General features: G+C 71.9%; 15 protein-coding genes and 1 tRNA gene. 9 read left to right on the forward strand and 7 right to left on the reverse strand.

The genetic code is table 11. From position 1 onward, the window contains the following. Positions 1-71 precede the first annotated feature (71 nt). Positions 72-2,696: a putative bifunctional diguanylate cyclase/phosphodiesterase gene (locus tag FFT21_RS05020; protein WP_137812557.1), complete on the reverse strand. Its 2,625-nt coding sequence runs from the start codon at positions 2,694-2,696 to the stop codon at positions 72-74. A gap of 535 nt (positions 2,697-3,231) precedes the next feature. Here FFT21_RS05020 and FFT21_RS05025 point away from each other — a divergent pair. The 3 genes from FFT21_RS05025 to FFT21_RS05035 are packed head-to-tail and all read left to right on the forward strand — an operon-like array spanning position 3,232 to position 5,746. Next, positions 3,232-4,176 (forward strand): ribose-phosphate diphosphokinase, encoded by a 945-nt coding sequence (locus FFT21_RS05025; protein WP_137812558.1) that lies wholly within the window; start codon positions 3,232-3,234, stop codon positions 4,174-4,176. Positions 4,177-4,207: 31 nt separating this feature from the next. Further along, complete coding sequence (locus FFT21_RS05030; RefSeq protein WP_137812559.1) at positions 4,208-4,627, forward strand: DUF6597 domain-containing transcriptional factor; 420 nt, start codon at positions 4,208-4,210, stop codon at positions 4,625-4,627. Between the two features lie 18 nt (positions 4,628-4,645). After that, positions 4,646-5,746 (forward strand): hypothetical protein, encoded by a 1,101-nt coding sequence (locus FFT21_RS05035; protein ID WP_192909388.1) that lies wholly within the window; start codon positions 4,646-4,648, stop codon positions 5,744-5,746. 211 nt (positions 5,747-5,957) lie between these two features. Here the strand turns inward: FFT21_RS05035 and FFT21_RS05040 are convergent. Then, positions 5,958-6,042, reverse strand: a tRNA-Tyr gene (locus FFT21_RS05040). Between the two features lie 118 nt (positions 6,043-6,160). Here FFT21_RS05040 and FFT21_RS05045 point away from each other — a divergent pair. Continuing rightward, the gene (locus FFT21_RS05045) at positions 6,161-6,652 is read left to right on the forward strand and encodes a YajQ family cyclic di-GMP-binding protein (protein ID WP_137812560.1); all 492 of its coding nucleotides are present in this window, start codon (positions 6,161-6,163) and stop codon (positions 6,650-6,652) included. Between the two features lie 234 nt (positions 6,653-6,886). Further along, positions 6,887-7,768 carry a glucose-1-phosphate thymidylyltransferase RfbA gene (gene rfbA, locus FFT21_RS05050; RefSeq protein WP_137812561.1) on the forward strand — a complete coding sequence of 294 codons (882 nt, stop codon included), beginning with the start codon at positions 6,887-6,889 and terminating at the stop codon, positions 7,766-7,768. A gap of 24 nt (positions 7,769-7,792) precedes the next feature. On the opposite strand, the gene htpX is transcribed toward rfbA, so the two are convergent. Genes htpX through ddaH form a run of 5 tightly spaced genes read right to left on the reverse strand, consistent with a single transcriptional unit; the run spans position 7,793 to position 11,136 of the window. Further along, entirely contained in the window at positions 7,793-8,659 is an 867-nt protein-coding gene (gene htpX, locus FFT21_RS05055; protein ID WP_137812562.1) for a zinc metalloprotease HtpX, read from the reverse strand. Positions 8,660-8,664: 5 nt separating this feature from the next. Then, the gene (locus tag FFT21_RS05060; RefSeq protein ID WP_137812563.1) at positions 8,665-9,165 is read right to left on the reverse strand and encodes a 4Fe-4S binding protein; all 501 of its coding nucleotides are present in this window, start codon (positions 9,163-9,165) and stop codon (positions 8,665-8,667) included. 34 nt (positions 9,166-9,199) lie between these two features. After that, positions 9,200-9,781, reverse strand: coding sequence for an NADH-quinone oxidoreductase subunit C (locus FFT21_RS05065; protein WP_137812564.1), 582 nt, complete (start codon positions 9,779-9,781; stop codon positions 9,200-9,202). Then, entirely contained in the window at positions 9,778-10,230 is a 453-nt protein-coding gene (locus FFT21_RS05070) for an NADH-quinone oxidoreductase subunit B (protein WP_137812565.1), read from the reverse strand. Before FFT21_RS05070 ends, FFT21_RS05065 begins: the two co-directional genes overlap by 4 nt. 30 nt (positions 10,231-10,260) lie before the next feature. After that, on the reverse strand, positions 10,261-11,136 hold the full coding sequence (ddaH, locus tag FFT21_RS05075; protein ID WP_137812566.1) for a dimethylargininase: 876 nt from the start codon (positions 11,134-11,136) through the stop codon (positions 10,261-10,263). 66 nt (positions 11,137-11,202) lie between these two features. Here ddaH and FFT21_RS05080 point away from each other — a divergent pair, with 66 nt between their 5' ends. The 4 genes from FFT21_RS05080 (at position 11,203) to FFT21_RS05095 (ending at position 15,986) form a co-directional block, all read left to right on the forward strand. After that, positions 11,203-11,664, forward strand: coding sequence for an Lrp/AsnC family transcriptional regulator (locus FFT21_RS05080; RefSeq protein ID WP_371856714.1), 462 nt, complete (start codon positions 11,203-11,205; stop codon positions 11,662-11,664). Positions 11,665-11,843: 179 nt separating this feature from the next. Next, the gene (locus tag FFT21_RS05085) at positions 11,844-12,611 is read left to right on the forward strand and encodes an enoyl-CoA hydratase (protein WP_137812568.1); all 768 of its coding nucleotides are present in this window, start codon (positions 11,844-11,846) and stop codon (positions 12,609-12,611) included. 335 nt (positions 12,612-12,946) lie between these two features. Further along, complete coding sequence (locus FFT21_RS05090) at positions 12,947-14,839, forward strand: 2-oxoacid:acceptor oxidoreductase subunit alpha (RefSeq protein WP_137812569.1); 1,893 nt, start codon at positions 12,947-12,949, stop codon at positions 14,837-14,839. 76 nt (positions 14,840-14,915) lie between these two features. Beyond that, a complete protein-coding gene (locus tag FFT21_RS05095; RefSeq protein ID WP_137812570.1) occupies positions 14,916-15,986 on the forward strand; it encodes a 2-oxoacid:ferredoxin oxidoreductase subunit beta in 1,071 nt (356 codons plus the stop codon). The last annotated feature ends 70 nt before the right edge of the window (positions 15,987-16,056 follow it).

Genomic DNA, 16,056 nt, shown 5'->3' on the forward strand with positions numbered 1-16,056 from the left:
CTCGCGGAGCATCTAAGACTGTACACAACGCCCATGGCGGACCGGAAATCGGGGCTCCCCAACATCCAGGATCAGTGCACCAACGTGAGCACCGTCTCATCGCGGGCACCGCGGGCGCGCACCGTCCTGGCCGCCAGCCACGCCTCGAACCGCTCCTCGGACAGCGGCCGCGAGATCAGGTAGCCCTGGGCCACGTCGCAGCCCATGGCCACCAACTGATCGCGGGCGGCGTCCTCCTCCACTCCCTCGGCCACCACGCTCAGCCCCAGCGAGTGCCCCAGCTCGACGATCGACCGCACCACGGCCATGTCACCCAGGTCGGTGCCCATGCCGAGGACGAAGCTCTTGTCGATCTTGACCTCGTCCACCGGAAGCTGGCGCAGGTAGGCCAGCGACGAGTAGCCGGTGCCGAAATCATCCACGGCGAGCACCACGCCCAGGGCGTGCAGCCGCCGCAGCACCGGCAGCGCGCGGGCCGGGTCGGCCATCACGCCCGACTCGGTGAGTTCGAAGGTGAGCAGCTCGGCCGGCACGTCGAAGCGGCGCAGCGCGTCCGCGACCCGGTCCGGGAAGTCCTCGTCCGCGAGGTTGCGCACGGACAGGTTGACCGCGGCAGACATGCGCAGGCCGCGGTCCAGCCACTCGCGGACCCGGCCGAGCGCCTGCTCCAGCACGAAGGACGTGAGCGCGTCAACCAGCCCGGTGGCCTCGACGGCGGGCACGAACTCGTCCGGGTCCAACCGGCCGAACTCCGGGTGCCGCCAGCGGACCAGGGCCTCGGCGCCGAGGACCTGCCGGCTGGGCAGGGCCACCTTCGGCTGGTAGTGCACCCGCACCTGGCCGCTCTCCAGGGCCTGCCGGAACTGGGTGACCAGCTGGAAGCGACGCATGAAGATCTGGCCCATGCTGGGCGCGTATGCCCGCACGGCGTCACCGCCGGAGCGGGTGGCGCGCACCGCCACGTCCGCGCGCTGCAGCAGCGTGTCGATGTCCGGCGGCCCGTCGGCGGGCTCGACGTCCGCGGCCACGTAGCCGACCACCGCGCTGGCCTCCACGGTGAGCCGGTCCACCGGGTAGGGCACGGAGAGCCCCACCCGCAGCCGCTCGGCGATCTCGTGCGCCTGCTCCGGTGTCCTGTCGACCAGCAACGCGGCGAACGAGCCGCCTTCCAGCCGGGCCAGCGGCACGCCGGGGCCGAGCGCCTCGCGCAGCCGCCGGCCGGCGGCGACCACCATCCGGTCGCCCCAGGCGTGCCCGAGCGCGTCGCTGACCGTGGACAGCACGTCCAGGTCGACACGCAGTACCACGGCGTCCGGGTGGGTGCGCACCGGCTCGGCGGCCGCCTCGCGGAACCCCGGCCGGTTGAGCAGGCCGGTCAACGGGTCGTGGTACGCGTCGTGCCGCAGCCTGGCCAGCAGCCTGCGGTTGTCCACCGCGGTGGCCAGGTGGCTGGCCAGGGTGCGGAGCAGCTGGATGTCGGCCTTGCCGAAGCCACGCCAGCGGGAGAGCCGGTCGTGCGCCTCGACCGCGCCGAGCAGTTGGGTGGCCCCACGGAGGGGCACCACCAGCGCCTCGTGCGCGCCACGGCGCAGCAGCGCCTCGCGCACCTCGTCGGTGGCGTCCAGCGCCCGGAAGTACCGGACGTGGCTGCCGGGTAGCTGCAGCATCGGGTCCTCGCGCATGGTGCGCGGATCGTCGGAGGGCGCGGCCTCCGGCAGCGGCTCGCCGGCCACCAGCACGGTCACCCCGGCCTGCGGGTCGGGGCGCATGCGCAGCACCACCCGGTTGGCGTTGAGTTGTTCCCGGATCCGCTCGGCGATCAGCTGCCACTCGGTGCCGTCCGCTTCGGTCGCGTCCGGCCGGCCGCCGGGGCGGGACGTGTGGTGCTGGCCCGACCTGGCCACCGTCAGGCTGACGTCGCTGAGCGCCTCCAGGTCGCGCTGCTCGCGCATCAGCCCGGAGTAGGCCCGGTACATCGCGATCAGCCCGGTCATCAGCAGCACCACCAGCGCCCAGCCGCCGGACGTGGTGACCACGATCTCGTAGCAGACCAGCCCCACCGAGGCGTTGAGCAGCCCCACCACGCCCACCCGCAGCACCAGCCGCATCGCCCCACCGAGCCGCATCTCCCGGCCGAGCACGTGCAGCCCGAGGAGCGCGATCAGGGTGCTGACCAGCGGTACGGACAGGGCGCCGAGCAGCGCACCCAGCCACGGCGCCCACCCCCGGCCAGGACCGTGGTCGATGCCCTTGGCCAGCGCGTAGGCGGTGGACACCTCGATCAGGAAGATGCCCGCGTTGTACAGCGCCTTGTCGAGCACCTTGCGGCCGAGCATGGTGCCCACCCCGGCCACCACGTGCGCCACCAGCAGCACCGGGAACGGGGCGGCGAGCAGGCCAACGACAAGCGGGATCTCGGTGAACGAAATGGTCCACGCCACCCCGCCGCGCACGTCCACGTTGATCGCGAGCTGCTCGGCGAGCAGGAAGCCGATCGCCAGCAGCGGGCCGAGCCACAGCATCTCCTGGCTCAGCCGCGCGGGTAACAACCAGGCGACGATGCCGGCCTCGATGACACCGGCGACCAGCACCCCGACGGCCAGCGCGGTGAACCCGCGGCCGCTCGCAGCTACCTGCGCCGCACGCCGGGAGGAGCGCTGTGGGGCTGGGTCTTCCGCACGGCCACGGTCGGACATCCACCCTCCTCGTCGGGCTGCGCTGCGGCCCGCTGCCACCGGGCCGATCGTGGCCGACACGCGGCGGCTTGGCCAGAGGCCGGCTGGCCGTCCCCGTCCGGCGCCGGGGAGCGTCCCCGCGCTTCCGGACCGATCAGCGACCGACCGTCCTCCGCCGCGCTAATTTACCTCTATCGGGGGACATTCAGGCCGACCGTGGGCCACAGAACAACTCCCGGTAACAAGCATTTCCCGGCAAATCGGTCAATGAAGCCGATCGGCCCCAGGATCACCGACACGGCGCCGCCCGCGGCAACCTCCCGGCTACCAGTGGTGATCCTCACGCCGCCGAACCGCCGCCGAGGCGGTGACCATCCGCCCCCGGAGCGGCCCGGCATGTCGCAGTCCGGAACACGGGAGGTATCGAACGTGTGTTCGAGATGTGCTATGGTGGAGGAGAAGGCCGGCACGCCAGGGAGAGGAAGCTCTGGCGCGTCGGCCTTCTCGTCGCCGGCCTCGCTACCGCCGGCCGACTCGAGGCGAACGGGGGCGAGGAGTGCGAGAGATCGCGGTGTTCAGCGGCAGCGCGCACCCCGACCTGGCCGCCGAGATCTGCGCCCACCTCGGGGTGGCGCTGCAACCGGTACGGCTACAGCGGTTCGCCAATGACTGCCTCGAGGTGCAGCTCGCGGCGAACTGCCGGGAGCGGGACGTGTTCCTGATCCAGCCGCTGGTGCGGCCGGTGCAGGAGCACCTGGTCGAGTTGCTGCTCATGCTGGACGCCGCCCGGGGTGCCTCGGCCGCGCGCACCACCGTGGTGATGCCGCACTACGCGTACGCCCGCTCGGACAAGAAGGACGCGCCGCGGATCTCCATCGGCGGCCGGCTGGTGGCTGACCTGCTGGTCACCGCGGGCGCCAGCCGGGTGCTCGCGATGACCCTGCACTCGCCACAGGTGCACGGCTTCTTCAGCGTCCCGGTGGACCACCTGCACGCGCTGCGCGAGCTGGCCGGCCACTTCCGCCAGTACGACCTGTCCAACACCACGGTGGTGGCACCCGATCTCGGCTACGCCAAGCCGGCCGCGGCCTTCGCCCGGCTGCTCGGCGTTCCGGTGGCCGCCGGCGCCAAGCAGCGCTTTCCGGACGACCGGGTGGAGATCAGCTCCGTGATCGGCGACGTGGCCGACCGCGACGTGATCATCATTGACGACGAGATCGCCAGGGGCAGCACCGTGATCGAACTGCTGGCCCGGCTGCGCGAGTCCGGCGTCCGTTCCGCCCGGGTGGCCTGCACCCACGGGCTGTTCGCCGGCGGGGCGCTGCGGCGGATCAGCGACCAGCCGGAGGTGCTGGAGATCGTCTGCACCAACACGGTGCCCATTCCGCCCGAGGAGCGCGTGCCCGAACTGCACGTGCTGTCCATCGCCCCCGCGCTCGCCGAGGCGGTCCGGCGGATCCACTACGGCGAGTCGGTCAGCGCCCTCTTCGACACCGTGTGACCTGGCACCCGGAAGGCCACACAATGGCCCGGTGAGCTACCGGGAGCGCGCCATCGCCGTGCCCGGTGCCGTGCTGTGGGAACGGTTCGTCGGGCCGGCGCCCGCGCGGACCCGGATCCTGCCCGACGGTTGCCTGGATCTGCTGTGGGACGGCCGCCGGCTGTTCGTCGCGGGCCCGGACTCGGCGGCCCGCTGGCATGGCAGCCCGGCGGGCGCGCGCTATGTCGGGTTGCGGTTCTCCGGCGGGCTGGGACCGGCGCTGCTGGGCGTGCCGGCGGACGAGGTGCGCGACCAGAGTCCGGACCTCGACGCGCTCTGGCCGGCCGGCGCGGTCCGCGGGCTGACCGAGCGGGTCGCCGAGGATCCGGTCGGCGCACTGCGGGCGTGGGCCGTCGAGAGCCTCGAGTCCCGCCGCGGCCGGATGCCCGAAACGCGGTCGACCCGCCGCTGATCGACATAGGCTTCTGCCATGGAGTTTCGGGACGGTCGGTACCGCCTGCTTGCCGGGGAACCGGCCAGGGACGGCCACGGGGTGTGGGCCACCGTCGCGGGCGAGGCGGCCTCCGCGCCGTACAGCGGCGCGCAGCAGGAGGCGTACGAGCGCTCCGCGGCGACGGCCTTCCTGACCGCACCGTTCGTGCGGCTGATCGGCGAGCGCGGCCGGCGGCGGATCGTCGTCGGCCAGGTCTACGTCGCCGTGGGGGCCGGGGAAGAAACCGCGGTCAGCCTGGCGTTGCCAGCGGCCTGGTCGGAAATCGGTGGCTGGCACCAGGAGCCCGATCCGCCCGGTCATGCCGACGACGCTCTGCTCGCCACCCTCTCCGAACCCGCCCACCCCGTCCCCGAGGACGCCCGGTCCGCGGCCGCGACCATCGCGAAGGCCCTCGCCGAGGCGTCGCACAACGAGGTGTACCGGCTCCGCGGGCTCCGCTACGAGATGGAGCGGCAGATCGCCGATCTGCTCGCCCACCGGCGGAACACCGCACTCCGCCCGCTGCTCGCGGAACTCGTCGAGCTGTCGATTGCCATCGGACGGGCCCGCGACCAGGCACGCGAGGCCATCCGGGAAGGTCTGTGGGTCTGGCTATGGGACCCCGACACCTACCACCGCAACCGCACCGAGCCGCGCCCCTCGCCGGATGCCCCGACGTGGGCGTCGCAACACCGCGCAGCCGTGCGGCACTGCGAGGCTCTGGACGAGCAACTGGCCGAGGAGGCGGCGCGACTGCACGACCTTCTGAGCAGCATGTCCACCTTCGCCGTGGCGCAGGACGGCGAGGCGCAGCAACGGTTCAACCTGATCGCCGCCGTCGCCGCGGCGGGGCTCGGGCTTCCCGCGCTGATCCTCTCCCTGTATGGGGCGGACTCCGTGCTTCCCCTCGACTCGTTCGACCACGCCTGGCGGGCGCTGCTGCCCATCGCGGTCGCCACGCTGGTCGCCGCCGTGGTGGCGCTGCGCCGGATGCCGGGCCGGGCGGCGCGCCCACGCCACTACGCGCTGGCCGGCATGCTGGTCGCGGCCCTGGTCACGATGCTGCTCCTCGCCGGAGCGCTCGCCCCGGGGCGGTAGCCGCTCAGCGCAGGTTGATCAGGACCATGCCGGCGACCATGGGAAACCCGCCGCTCCAAACACTGCGCGCCGTAAGCGCATGACGTTGCGAAACGCTCTGGACTTCGCGGTCGAGAAGGACACCCGTAGCCACCCGGGGACGGCCGGACATCACCGGACACAACAAGATCGGCCCCTGGCCTGTTGTCCCAGGTCAGGGGCCGGCTCATACTGGTGGCAGGTGTTGGATTCGAACCAACGTAGGCAAAGCCGACGGTTTTACAGACCGCTCCCTTTGGCCGCTCGGGCAACCTGCCGGTAGCGCCCCTCAACGAGGCGCACCGAAAGGATACATAACCGCGTCACGGCGGCCGCAACGGGATACCCGGGTAGCATTCGTGGGTCTTCCGAACAGTGAAGGTGGAGGTGCGAGGCGTGGCGGACGCGTCGTTCGACGTCGTGAGCAAGGTCGACCGGCAAGAGGTGGACAACGCGGTCAACCAGGCGGCCAAGGAGCTGTCCACCCGCTTCGACTTCCGCGGCACCGGCGCCAAGGTGAGCTGGTCGGGTCAGGAGACCGTGACCATCGAGGCGGAGACCGAGGAGCGCTGCAAGGCGGCGATCGAGGTCTTCAAGGAGAAGCTGATCCGGCGCGGCATCTCGCTGAAGGCCCTGGAGGTCGGCGAGCCCGCGGCCTCCGGCAAGATCTACAAGGTCACCAGCCGCATCCTGCAGGGCATCGAGTCGGACAAGGCCAAGCAGATCGCCAAGACCATCCGAGACGAGGGCCCCAAGGGCGTGCAGGCCCAGGTGCAGGGCGACCAGCTCCGGGTCACCGGCAAGAAGAAGGACGACCTGCAACGGGTCATCGCCCTGCTGAAGGAGAAGGACTTCGGCATCGCCCTCCAGTACACCAACTACCGCTGACGCCACGCCACACGTTGCGCCGCGCGCACACGTCGCGATGTCAGCCGTGCGAGCCAGATCACCACGGGCGGTGATCCCCTCGGCACTCTGCCGCTCGCTGCGTCGGTTGCCGGATGCGCGGCGGCCGACCGGTGGCATGTCGCTCACCAGCGGCTTCACGGCCCGACCTCGGCCGGCGGCGCAGTCTGTACGCTGCCGGCGTTTACGTTCGACCACCGCATCAGGGGGAGCGGGATGAAGGGGATCGTCCTCGCCGGAGGCAGCGGCACGCGGCTGCACCCGATCACGCAGGCCGTGTCCAAGCAGCTACTGCCGGTGTACGACAAGCCGATGGTGTACTACCCGCTCTCGGTGCTCATGCTCGCCGGCATCCGGGAGATCCTGGTCATCTCCACCCCGAGCGACCTGCCGATCTTCCGCCGGCTGCTGGGCGACGGCTCGCACCTCGGGCTGCGCATCGACTATGCGGAACAGGCGCAGCCCAACGGCCTGGCCGAGGCGTTCCTCATCGGCGCCGACTTCATCGCGGACGACAACGTGGCCCTGGTGCTGGGCGACAACATCTTCTACGGCCAGGGCTTCTCCCGGCTGCTGCAGCAGCAGGTGGCCACGCTGGACGGGTGCGTGCTGTTCGGCTACCCGGTGAAGGACCCCCAGCGGTACGGGGTCGGCGAGGTGGATGACGAGGGCCGGCTACTGTCGATCGAGGAGAAGCCCCAGCACCCGCGGTCCAACCGGGCGATCACCGGGCTGTACTTCTACGACAACGAGGTGGTCCGGATCGCGCGCGGGTTGACGCCCTCACCGCGCGGCGAGTTGGAGATCACCGACGTGAACCTGGCCTACCTGCGGCAGGGTCGGGCCCGGCTGGTCGACCTCGGCCGCGGATTCGCCTGGCTGGACACCGGTACCCACGACTCGCTGCTGGAAGCGGCTCAGTTCGTGCAGGTGCTGGAGCACCGCCAGGGGGTGCGCATCGCCTGCCTCGAGGAGATCGCACTGCGAATGGGGTTCATCGACGCGGAGGCCTGCTACGCGCTCGGCGCGAAGCTCGAGAAGTCCGGGTACGGCCAGTACGTCATGGACGTCGCCCGGTCCGCCGGCGCCAGCGGCTGAGCGCGGCCGAGCGTGGCGGCCGGCTCACCAGGGCCGGCCGGCCAGCTGCTCGAGCCGCCTGATCCGGTCGGCGATCGGCGGGTGGGTGGAGAACAGCCGGGAGAGCTGCTCACCGGGCCGGAACGGGTTGGCGATCATCAGGTGCGCCTGGGAGACCAGCGCCGGTTCCGGGGCCAGCGGCGCGGCCCGGGTGCCCGCCTCCAGCTTGCGCAGCGCCGAGGCGAGCGCCAGCGGGTCGTTGGTCAGCCGGGCGCCGGACTCGTCGGCCTGGTACTCGCGGGACCGGCTGACCGCCATCTGGATGATGCCGGCGGCGATCGGGCCGACGATCGCGATCAGCAGCAGGGCGAGCGGGTTCGGCCGCTCGTCGTCGCCACCGCCGAAGAACAGCCCGGCGAACATCGCCAGGTTCGCCAGCATGGTGACCACGCTGGCCAGCGCGCCGGCCACGCAGGAGGTGAGGATGTCCCGGTTGTATACGTGGGACAGCTCGTGGCCCAGCACGGCGCGCAACTCGCGCTCGTTGAGCAGCTCCAGGATGCCGGTGGTGCAGCACACCGCGGCGTTGCGCGGGTTGCGGCCGGTGGCGAACGCGTTGGGCGCCTGGGTGGGGCTGACGTACAGCCGCGGCATGGGTTGCCGCGCCGAGGTGGCCAGCTCCTGCACGATCCGGTACATGGCCGGCTGCTCGGCCTGTGACACCGGCCGCGCGTGCATCGCGCGAAGCGCCAGCTTGTCCGAGTTGTAGTAGGTGTACACGTTGATCCCCAGCGCCACGGCCAGCCCGATGAACAGCGCGCCCCGCCCGAAGAAGGAGCTGATCACCAGGATCAGGGCGCTCATCGCGCCGAGCAGCAACGCGGTCTTCAGCCCGTTGTAGTGCCTGTGCACCGTAGTCAGCCTCCGGCTCGTCGCTCCCCATCGGGAAACGCTCCTGGCCGGCGCGAGGTTCCGGCGCCGCGCCCGGGTGGGCGACCCGGCCGGGCGCCGCCGCCCAGCTCGGGCGCGGGCTCCGCGGCCGGATCCAGTGGTGGCGGCGGCGGCACGTCGTCGACCCACTCGCCGAGCCGGCCCCGCTCGTGCACCAGTTCGGCCACGGCCCCGTTCCCCGAGGGACTACCCGTTCCGGGATAACCGAACTCGGGCGCCCAGTGCAACGCGTCGAACGGGCACACCTCGATGCAGATCCCGCAGTACAGGCACTGCCCGTAGTCGATCGCGAAGCGGTCCAGCACGTTGCGCTGCCTCGGTCGCCCGCCGCCGCTGTCGTCGGTCTCGGTGTGCGAGGTGATGTGGATGCACCAGTCGGGGCACTCGCGGGCGCACAGCATGCAGACCGTGCAGTTCGCCTCCAGAAGCGCGATGACGCCGCGTGACCGGGGCGGCGGGGCGGTCATGATGCCGCCTCCGCGGGAAAGATCACGTCGGCGGTCATGATTCCTCCCGGCGTGGGCCCCAGGACGGGTCGGGGACGCCCGGCGGGGTGAGCCGGCGGCGGCCGGGCGGCGCGGCGGAGTCCTCGCCCGGTTCCAGCCGGCCCGGCCAGGGCCGCACCACCCGGGAGGCCAGCACGAAGTCCTTGCGCAGCGGGTGGCCGGTGAACGAGGCCGGCAGCAGCAGCCGCTCCGGCCCGGGATGGCCGGCCAGCGCGATGCCGAGCATCTCCGCGGCCTCCCGCTCGTGCCACGCCGCCCCCGCCCACACCGAGGCCACGCTGGGCAGCGCCTCGTCCTCGGCCACTTCGGTGCGTAGCAGCAGCCCGAGGTGCCGGTCCGGGTTCACCACGTGCAGGGACACCGCGTGGCGCGCGCCGCTGGCACCCGGTCGGCCGGCGTCCTCCGCGCCCAGCCAGTCGAACAGCGCGCAGCCCAGCGCGTCCCGGGCGGCGAGCGCTGCGGTCCGCCACGCCGCCAGCGGCAGCTCCGTCCAGGACTGCCCGAAAGCCGTGCGGATCCGCGCCTCGGGCACCCGTTCGGCCAGCGCGGCGGCCAGTTCCGCGGACGCCGCGGTCATCCGCGCTCCTGCCCGGTCACCAGCCGGTGCAGCGCCACCAGGCCCTCCAGCAGGGCCTCCGGCCGCGGCGGGCAGCCGGGCACCGCGACGTGCACCGGCAGCACCTGGTCGACGCCCTTGGTGACGCTGTAGGAGTCCCAGTACGGCCCGCCGGTGTTGCTGCACGCGCCGACCGAGAGCACGTAGCGAGGCTCGGGCATCCGCTGGTAGGTGGCGATCACGGCGGGCAGCATGACGTCGGTCACCGTGCCCGAGACGACCAGCACGTGCGCCTCGTCCGGGCCGCCGGCCGGGGTCACGCCAAGCGCCTCCAGGTCGGGGCGCGGGTCCTGCAGGGCGGCCATCACCTCGACCCCGCAGCAGGCCAGGCCGAGGTCGAACACGGTGACCTGGTACGTGGTGCCCCAGTCGAGTCGCAGGGTCCGCCCGCCGATCGCGGATGCCGTCACGTCAGGCCAGGGTAATCCCCGCGATGCCGGTCAGCCGCGCAACTCCAGGGTGCAGCACTTCGGGCCGCCGCCGGACTTGCGCAGCTCGGAGATGTCGACCATGACCGGCTGGTAGCCGCGGTCGGCAAGCTGCCGGGCCAGCCCGGTGGCCTCGACGGGGAGCACCACGTTGCGGCCGTCGGAGACGCCGTTGAGGCCGAGGCAGGCGGCGTCCTCCGGGGAGGCCAGCACGGCGTCCGGGAACAGCCGCCGCAGCACCTCCCGGGAGCCGGGCGAAAACGCCTCCGGGTAGTAGGCGATCTCCTGCCGCCCCGGCCGGTCGTCCAGCACGAACAGCGCGGTGTCCAGGTGGTAGTAGCGCGGGTCGACCAGCCGCAGCGACACCACCGGCACGCCGAGCACCTCCTGCGCCTCGGCGTGCGCATCCGGATCGGTGCGGAACCCGCTGCCGGCCAGCAGCACCCGGCCGGTCCAGGCGAAGTCGCCCTCCCCCTCGTTGATCTTGGTCGGCATCACCACGTCGCGGAAGGAGTGCTCCAGAAACCAGCGGCGGTAGTGGTCGGCCTCGGCGGCCCGCTCGGCGGCACGGAACCGGGCGCCGAGCACCCGCCCGTCCACGACCGTGCCGGAGTTGGCCGCGAACACCATGTCCGGCAGGCCGGCCTGCGGCTCGATGACCTCCACGGTGTGGCCGAGCCGCTGGTAGGCCTCCTTCAGCGCGGTCCACTGGGCGACCGCGAGCGCCTGGTCCACCGGCCTGCTCGGGTCCATCCACGGGTTGATCGCGTACACCACCGCGAAGTGGCGCGGCGGGCACATCAGGTAGCGACGCCGGGTGGGCGTCCGGGGCGCAGCGGCCTGCTCGGCGGCGGGCCGGGCGATCGGCGCGTCGAGGGTGGACGACATGGATCGAAATGTAAAGGTGGACGAGACTGCCGATCAACGCCACTGCATTGCGTCTCTTGATGCAGAATGTTGCGCGTGGATGCCATCGACCACCAAATCATTTCGTGCCTGGTTGCCGACGCTCGAGCGAGTTACGCGGAGATCGGCAACACCGTCGGGTTGTCCGCGCCCGCGGTGAAGCGGCGGGTGGACAAGTTGCTGGACTCCGGGGTGCTGCGCGGGTTCACCGCGGTGGTCGACCCCGAGGCGCTCGGCTGGGGCACCGAGGCGTTCGTCGAGGTGCACTTCGGGGGCAACGTGACGCCGGCGGAGATCCGGTCCAGCCTCGAACCGCTTGCCGAGGTGGTCGCCGCCTACACGGTGTCCGGGGCGGCGGACGCGATCGTGCACCTGCGCGCGGCCAGCATCCACCACCTGGAGACCGCCCTGGAACGGCTGCGCGCGGTGGACATGGTGGACCGGACGGTGTCCACCGTGGTGCTGTCCACGCTGCTGGAGCGCCCGCCGGCGCCGGGCGGGGAGGGCTGACCCGCCGGCACGGCACCGGGCCGGTGGTCCGGCCCGCGCGGGCGGACACCCGGACGCGTGACGCCCGGCGCGGTGCGTGAAAGGCATCGGTGAGCGGCTTTCAGCAGCGCCGTGGCCTCGGCCACGTCGGGTGACGTCCGGGTGACGAAGGCGTCCGGCAACGCTTAGTGTGCGGCGGCATGGGTTCTGGGGCAGGGGTCGTTGTCGATCAGCGGGAGTCCGTCGCCGTGGTCACGGTGACCGACCCGGAACGCCGCAACGCGCTCTCCACGGAGCTGTCCGCACAGCTCGCCGAGGCGGTGACCGCGTGCGAGCGGAACGGCCGGGTGCACGCCGTGGTGATCACCGGTGCGCCACCGGCCTTCTGCGCCGGCGCCGACCTGAGCGCGCTCGGGGAGGCCGGGGAGGAGGGGCTGCGCCGGATCTACGCCGGGTTCCTCGCGGTGGCCGACTGCCGGCTGCCCACCGTTGCCGCGGTGGGCGGCGCCGCCGTCGGCGCGGGGCTCAACCTGGCGCTGGCCTGTGACGTGCGGCTGGCCGGGCCACGGGCCCGGTTCGACGCCCGGTTCCTGCGGCTAGGCCTGCACCCCGGCGGCGGGATGAGCTGGATGCTGCAGCGCCTGGTCGGCCCGCAGGCGGCGGCCGCCATGACGCTGTTCGGGGATGTGCTGGACGCCGCGGAGGCGCAGCGCGTTGGCCTGGTGCACCGGGTCGTCGACGGCGAGCACGAGGACGTGGTGGAGGCCGCGGTGCGGTTCGCGGGAGCCGCCGCGGCCGCCCCGCGCGAACTCGTGGTGGCCACCAAGCGGACCATGCGGACCACCGCCACCCTGGACGAGCACACCGCCGCGGTGGAAACGGAACTGGTGCCCCAGCTGGCCTCCATGGAGTCTCCAGCGTTCGCGGAGAGGCTGGCCGCCATGAGGAAACGAATCAGCGGAGGCTGAGCCGCCGGATTATCCATGCTCCACCCAGACACGTCGCGGTGACACCGCCGACCGCTGGTGTGATGTGCGCCGCCTTTGACGGCTGGGGAATTACCGGGTGCCTACCGTGGTACGGATGGCACGGTGCGACGCCCGTTTGGCCAGTGCATACCCCCGTCCGTCCCAGATCGCTGGACACCGGCAGGCCGCCTGGCAGCCAGTTGACCACGCCGGACTACTCTCGTCTGGGTACGCGTTCGCATGCACTGGGGGGCAACGCGCCGCCTGCCGGGTGCACGAGCAGCCACCGGGCGGCACGGGCCCGGTTCAACGTTCGAAGAGAGGTATCGGCGCCGATGAGCGTGACTGCGGGCAGCGACACGCCGGCACGAGAGACCGACGTCCACAAGCTTGATCGAGTCGTGATCCGGTTCGCCGGGGACTCGGGCGACGGAATGCAGCTCACCGGCGACCGGTTCACCTCGGAGGCCGCCGCGTTCGGCAACGACCTGGCCACCCTGCCGAACTTCCCGGCGGAGATCCGCGCCCCGCAGGGCACCCTGCCCGGCGTGTCCAGCTTCCAGCTGCACTTCGCCGACTACGACATCCTCACCCCGGGCGACCGCCCGGACGTGCTGGTCGCCATGAACCCCGCGGCGCTGAAGTCGAACATCGGCGACCTGCCGCACGGCGGCATCCTGATCGTCAACACCGACGAGTTCACCAAGCGGAACCTGGCCAAGGTCGGGTACGAGGCCAACCCGCTGGAGGACGGCTCGCTGGCGCCGTACCAGGTGCACCAGGTGGCGATGGCCACGCTGACCAAGGGCGCGCTGGAGGAGACCGGGCTGTCGAAGAAGGACGCGGAGCGGGCGAAGAACATGTTCGCCCTGGGCCTGCTGTCCTGGATGTACCACCGGCCCACCGAGGGCACCGAGCGGTTCCTTCGGGAGAAGTTCGGCAAGAAGCCGGACATCGCCGAGGCCAACATCCTGGCCTTCCGCGCCGGCTGGAACTACGGCGAGACCACCGAGTCGTTCGCGGTCACCTACGAGGTGGCCCCGGCCAAGCTGCCGCCGGGCACCTATCGGCAGATCACCGGTAACACCGCGCTGGCGTACGGGATCGTGGCCGCCGGGCAGCGGGCGCAGCTGCCGGTGTTGGTCGGTACCTACCCGATCACCCCGGCCTCGGACATCCTGCACGAGCTGGCCAAGCACAAGAACTTCGGCGTGACCACGTTCCAGGCCGAGGACGAGATCGCCGGCATCGGCGCGGCGCTGGGCGCCTCGTTCGGCGGCGCGCTCGGCGTCACCTCCACCTCCGGGCCCGGCGTGGCCCTGAAGTCGGAGACGATCGGCCTGGCGGTGATGACCGAGCTGCCGCTGATCGTGATCGACGTGCAGCGCGGCGGCCCGTCCACCGGCCTGCCCACCAAGACCGAGCAGGCCGACCTGCTGCAGGCGATGTTCGGCCGCAACGGCGAGGCGCCGGTGCCGATCGTGGCGCCGTGCTCCCCGGGCGACGCCTTCGACATCGCGCTGGAGGCCGTGCGGATCGCGCTGACCTATCGCACGCCGGTGCTGCTGCTCTCCGACGGTTCGATCGCCAACGGCTCGGAGCCGTGGCTGATCCCGGACGTGGCGACGCTGCCCGACCTCAAGCCGACCTTCGCCAGCGAGCCGAACGCGCCGGACGGCTCCGGCGAGTTCTGGCCGTACCTGCGCGACCCGGAGACGCTCGCCCGGCCGTGGGCGGTGCCCGGCACGCCCGGCCTGCAGCACCGCATCGGCGGGCTGGAGAAGGCCGAGGGCAAGGGCAACATCTCCTACGACCCGGACAACCACGACCGGATGGTGCGGCTGCGCCAGGCCAAGATCGACGGCATCAGGGTGCCGGACGTCGTGGTGGACGACCCGACTGCCGACGCGCGGGTGCTGGTGGTCGGCTGGGGCTCGACGTTCGGCGCGATCGGCGCCGCCTGCCGGCGGGTGCGGGCACAGGGTATGAGGATCGCCCACGCGCACCTGCGCCACCTCAACCCGTTCCCGCGCAACCTGGGCTCCGTGCTGCGCTCCTACGACCGGGTGCTTGTTCCGGAGCTGAACCTCGGCCAGTTGGCCATGCTGCTGCGGTCGAAGTATCTGGTCGACGCGGTGTCCTACACCAAGGTCGCCGGGCTGCCATTCAAGGCCGAGGAACTCCAGAGCGTGTTCACCGACTTCCTGAAGGGGGCCGACGCGCAGTGAGGCCCACCCACCCGCGCCACGGCGTGACCTGGGCACGCCGTGGTGTGATCGATACCTTTGTCACGGAGGGCGATTCATGACGGCCGTGGACCTGGGCCTGCCGACCCTCGGGGGGCTGGACGGCGTCCCCACCACCGAGGAGAGGCAGACCGCCAAGGACTACACCTCGGACCAGGAAGTCCGCTGGTGCCCCGGGTGCGGCGACTACGCGGTGCTGGCCGCGGTCCGCTCGTTCCTGCCCGCGCTGGGACTGCGCCGGGAGAACATCGTGTTCATCTCCGGTATCGGCTGCTCGTCCCGCTTCCCGTACTACATGAACACCTACGGGATGCACTCCATCCACGGCCGCGCCCCGGCCATCGCCACCGGCCTGGCCACCACCCGTCCCGACCTGTCGGTGTGGGTGGTTACCGGCGACGGCGACGCGCTGTCCATCGGCGGCAACCACCTGATGCACGCGCTGCGGCGCAACGTCAACCTGAAGATCCTGCTGTTCAACAACCGGATCTACGGGCTGACCAAGGGCCAGTACTCGCCCACCTCGGAGACCGGCAAGATCACCAAGTCCACCCCGATGGGGTCGCTGGACTTCCCGTTCAACCCGGTTTCGCTGGCCCTGGGTGCGGAGGCCACCTTCGTCGCCCGCGCGCTGGACTCGGACCGCAAGCAGCTCACCGAGGTGCTGCGGGCCGCGGCCGAGCACCGGGGCACCGCGCTGGTGGAGATCTACCAGAACTGCCCGATCTTCAACGACGGTGCGTTCGACGTGCTCAAGGAGCCGGGTGAGCGGGAACGCCGGATCATCCCGCTGCGCCACGGTGAGCCGGTCCGCTTTGGCCCGGACGGCGAGTACGGCGTGGTCCGCGACGGCGACACCGGCGGGCTGCGGGTGGCCAAGGTCGCCGAGGTCGGCGAGGACGCGGTGATCGTGCACGACGCCAACGCCGAGGACCCCTCGCTGGCCTTCGCACTGTCCCGGCTGGGTGCCCAGGACCTGGACCCCACGGTCACCGGCGTGTTCCGGTCCGTCTCCCGGCCCACCTACGACGACCTGGCCCGCGCGCAGGTGCAGCAGGCCGTCGAGGCCAGGCCGGGCGACCTGCAGGCGCTGCTGCGCGGCAGCGATACCTGGACCGTCGCCGGCTGAGCCGGCGTGCCCCTCCGCATTCAGCGGGCTGAACGGGAGTTCGGGGCGTTCACGAGCCCCCGTTTGGCCC

This window comes from Gandjariella thermophila (assembly GCF_005405885.1).
In the GTDB taxonomy this organism is placed as follows: Bacteria; Actinomycetota; Actinomycetes; order Mycobacteriales; family Pseudonocardiaceae; genus Gandjariella; species Gandjariella thermophila.

What these genes read in the sequence shown, in the direction of transcription:
- FFT21_RS05020 (WP_137812557.1), bottom strand. Translation starts at nt 2,696, where the DNA reads ATGTCCGACCGTGGCCGTGCGGAAGACCCAGCCCCACAGCGCTCCTCC.
- FFT21_RS05035 (WP_192909388.1), top strand. Translation starts at nt 4,646, where the DNA reads ATGGAGTTTCGGGACGGTCGGTACCGCCTGCTTGCCGGGGAACCGGCC.
- rfbA (WP_137812561.1), top strand. Translation starts at nt 6,887, where the DNA reads ATGAAGGGGATCGTCCTCGCCGGAGGCAGCGGCACGCGGCTGCACCCG.
- FFT21_RS05060 (WP_137812563.1), bottom strand. Translation starts at nt 9,165, where the DNA reads ATGACCGCCCCGCCGCCCCGGTCACGCGGCGTCATCGCGCTTCTGGAG.
- FFT21_RS05065 (WP_137812564.1), bottom strand. Translation starts at nt 9,781, where the DNA reads ATGACCGCGGCGTCCGCGGAACTGGCCGCCGCGCTGGCCGAACGGGTG.
- ddaH (WP_137812566.1), bottom strand. Translation starts at nt 11,136, where the DNA reads ATGTCGTCCACCCTCGACGCGCCGATCGCCCGGCCCGCCGCCGAGCAG.
- FFT21_RS05080 (WP_371856714.1), top strand. Translation starts at nt 11,203, where the DNA reads ATGTTGCGCGTGGATGCCATCGACCACCAAATCATTTCGTGCCTGGTT.
- FFT21_RS05085 (WP_137812568.1), top strand. Translation starts at nt 11,844, where the DNA reads ATGGGTTCTGGGGCAGGGGTCGTTGTCGATCAGCGGGAGTCCGTCGCC.
- FFT21_RS05090 (WP_137812569.1), top strand. Translation starts at nt 12,947, where the DNA reads ATGAGCGTGACTGCGGGCAGCGACACGCCGGCACGAGAGACCGACGTC.
- FFT21_RS05095 (WP_137812570.1), top strand. Translation starts at nt 14,916, where the DNA reads ATGACGGCCGTGGACCTGGGCCTGCCGACCCTCGGGGGGCTGGACGGC.